The organism is Mycobacterium sp. (assembly GCF_044342925.1).
Classification (GTDB): Bacteria; Actinomycetota; Actinomycetes; order Mycobacteriales; family Mycobacteriaceae; genus Mycobacterium.
In genome coordinates this window covers 1-2,627 of record NZ_JBIIOV010000261.1, presented here as the reverse complement: position 1 = coordinate 2,627, position 2,627 = coordinate 1, and the positions used below count along the sequence as shown (strand labels likewise).

The window sequence follows — 2,627 nt, the reverse complement described above, 5'->3', positions numbered from 1 at the left end:
ACACCTCGACACCTGGATCCGGCTGGACCGGGTCTACTGCCACGACGAGGGGGACGGCATCGGTAGCGCCGAGCCCTATCTATGGGCGGTGTTCTTCAAGGTCGACGGCAGCTCGGTGCGGCTCAACGAGTCGCTGTCGCTGGAGGGCACCGCAACCGTGGTGGCGACCGACGGCGGACACGGGAACCTGATCAACACCGACGTCGACGAAGGGGAAAACGTCCCGGTACCCGAGAGCGTGGGGACGTGGCACACCGAACTGGTGCCGATCCCGGTGCCGGAGAACCTGACCGGCCTGGTGCCCGACGTCGCCGGAGTGGCCGGTGTCGTCGTGGTGCTCATGGAGGAGGACAACGTCTCCGACGCGGGCGCCCTGGCCGGATACCAGGCGCTGGCGAACGAGATCCGCCAACGGCTCAACGCCTTGATCCCCCAGCTGGGGTTCGCCCACCAAACGGTGACCGACGAAGATGTCGCCGCCCTGCAGGACGGGATCTCCGACGCCATCGAAAACGCCATCATCGGCGCCCAGAGCGGCTGGCAGAACTTCTGGTCCTGGCTCAACGCCGACGACCAGATCGGCTCGAAGTTCTTCTCGTTCGGGCACGACGACCTGGCCAAGAACCTGTCCATCGACTTCTCCCAGCGCTGGCACAACGAGGGTGACTGGGAGATCTTCGGGCATGCCAATGCCACGGCGAAGTGCCCGGCGAACGCCATGGCGAAGATTTTCGAGCCCCACGGCGGCGGCTTCGGCGCCAAGCACCTGGACGCACTCAGGTCGTTTCGCGATACCAGGGTCCGCGGTAACCGGTCGCTGTCGTCCTGGTGGGCGTTGGCGGAACGGAACTCGGCCGCTCTGGGCTACCTCGCGTTGACTGACAGGCAGGCGCGTGAGGCGATGCTGGTCGCACTGCCCCTGCTCAGCGAGGTGCTGGGCCAGCCGCACGCAACCCTTCCCGACAGCGCGGTGAAACAGGCACTCGTCGTGCTGGAACGCGCGACGAAATCACCCAGCGCGCGGCTGCGTTCGGATGCTGCGATTGCTGCCGATCTGGTCCGGTTGTTCCCTTCGCGCACGGTGGCCGAAGCCCTGGCCATCACCTCCGCCGTCGCACCGAGCCGGTCGGTGAAGAAGTCGCAACTGCCCGAGATCGTCCGGGCGGCGCTGACCGAGGGCGGTCACGGCGGCCCGGACCCCGCCGGATGCCAGTGTTGCCGGCGCTGCGGCTGTGGGTGCCGGTGCTAGATGTCGATGTAGTTCCAGTGGCTCGGCGGCCGGTACAGCGTCCCGTACTTGCGGTCCATCCACCACTTCTGCAACGCGGAGATAGGGTCGCGGCGGCCGTGGGAATGCCGAGGCGCCAGTGCGGATCTGTGGCTGGCATGTGTAGCGGACATAGAGTCACTGTGTCTGGGCTCGTGACAATGAAACTAGTGCCGATCGGAACCGACTTTAGGGTCTTTCGGCACCCGGCCGGCGACTAAACGCTCAGGTTCTCAGATACCGATCCGATTTCTGTGACTAACCGGGCGGCCGTCTCACAACTCGGTCACTCGACCGTTGTCGACGTGCCAGGAACGATCCAGCCGGACGTTCTGCAGCATCCGGCGGTCATGGGTGACCAGCAGAAGTGCGCCGTCGTAGGCCTGCAGGGCCTGCTCGATCTGCTCGATCGCAGGCAGATCGAGATGGTTCGTCGGTTCATCGAGGACCAGCACATTCGTCCCGCAGGCCTGCAGCAACGCCAGTCCGGCGCGGGTCCGCTCACCTGGGGAAAGCTCGTCGACCGCCCGTTCGACGTGGTCGGCGCGCAGCCCGAACTTCGCCAGCAGCGTTCGCACATCGGCAGTCGGCCAGGCCGGCACCCGCTGCTCGAAGCGATCGATGAGCCGCCCGGGACCGGAGAATTCGGATCGGGCCTGATCGATCTCGCCGACGGCGATGCTGGCGCCCACGCTCGCCCGACCCTCGTCGGGCTGTCGCCGGCCCAGCAGGAGTCGCAACAGCGTCGACTTCCCCGCCCCGTTGGGACCGGTGATGCCGATCCGCTCGCCGGACTCGACGTGCAGAGACACCGGACCGAGGACGAAACCGCCCTGGCGCACGACCGCGTTGTCCAGGGTCGCGACCACCGAGCTGGAACGGGGCGCCGCGCCGATGCTGAATTCGAGCGTCCACTCCTTGCGCGGTTCGGCAACCTCCTCGAGCCGGGCGATCCGGCTTTCCATCTGGCGGACCTTCTGCGCCTGCTTCTCGCTGGACTCGGTGGCGGCGCGGCGCCGGATCTTGTCGTTGTCGGGAGCCTTGCGGATCGCGTTGCGGACGCCGTGGCTGGACCACTCCCGCTGCGTTCGCGCCCGCGCCACCAGGTCGGCTTTCTTCCCGGCGAACTCCTCGTACTGCTCGCGCCGGTGCCGGCGAGCCACCTCACGCTCTTCCAGATAGCTCGCGTACCCGCCGCCGAAGACGGTGGTGGTGTTCTGCGCCAGATCAAGTTCGAGGACGCGAGTCACCGTGCGCGAGAGGAACTCCCGGTCATGGCTCACCAGCACTACGCCGGCCCGAAGGTCGTTGATAAACTGTTCCAGCCGCTCAAGACCATCGAGATCGAGATCATTGGTCG

3 protein-coding genes are annotated in these 2,627 nt (G+C 66.7%); 1 reads left to right on the top strand and 2 read right to left on the bottom strand.

All coding sequences use genetic code 11. From position 1 onward, the window contains the following. On the top strand, positions 1 to 1,249 hold a 1,249-nt coding region (locus tag ADBZ6I_RS17055), incomplete at its 5' end, for a hypothetical protein (protein WP_526385951.1). On the opposite strand, the gene ADBZ6I_RS17050 is transcribed toward ADBZ6I_RS17055, so the two are convergent. Together ADBZ6I_RS17050 and ADBZ6I_RS17045 are read right to left on the bottom strand one after the other, a co-directional pair. Further along, positions 1,246 to 1,401, bottom strand: coding sequence for a hypothetical protein (locus tag ADBZ6I_RS17050; protein ID WP_526385949.1), 156 nt, complete (start codon positions 1,399 to 1,401; stop codon positions 1,246 to 1,248). The genes ADBZ6I_RS17055 and ADBZ6I_RS17050 overlap by 4 nt on opposite strands. 141 nt (positions 1,402 to 1,542) lie before the next feature. Continuing rightward, positions 1,543 to 2,627: ATP-binding cassette domain-containing protein (locus ADBZ6I_RS17045; protein WP_526385947.1), on the bottom strand; the 1,085-nt coding region annotated here is incomplete at its 5' end.

Coding starts and splice junctions, on each gene's coding strand:
- ADBZ6I_RS17050 (WP_526385949.1), bottom strand. CDS start 1,401: ATGTCCGCTACACATGCCAGCCACAGATCCGCACTGGCGCCTCGGCAT.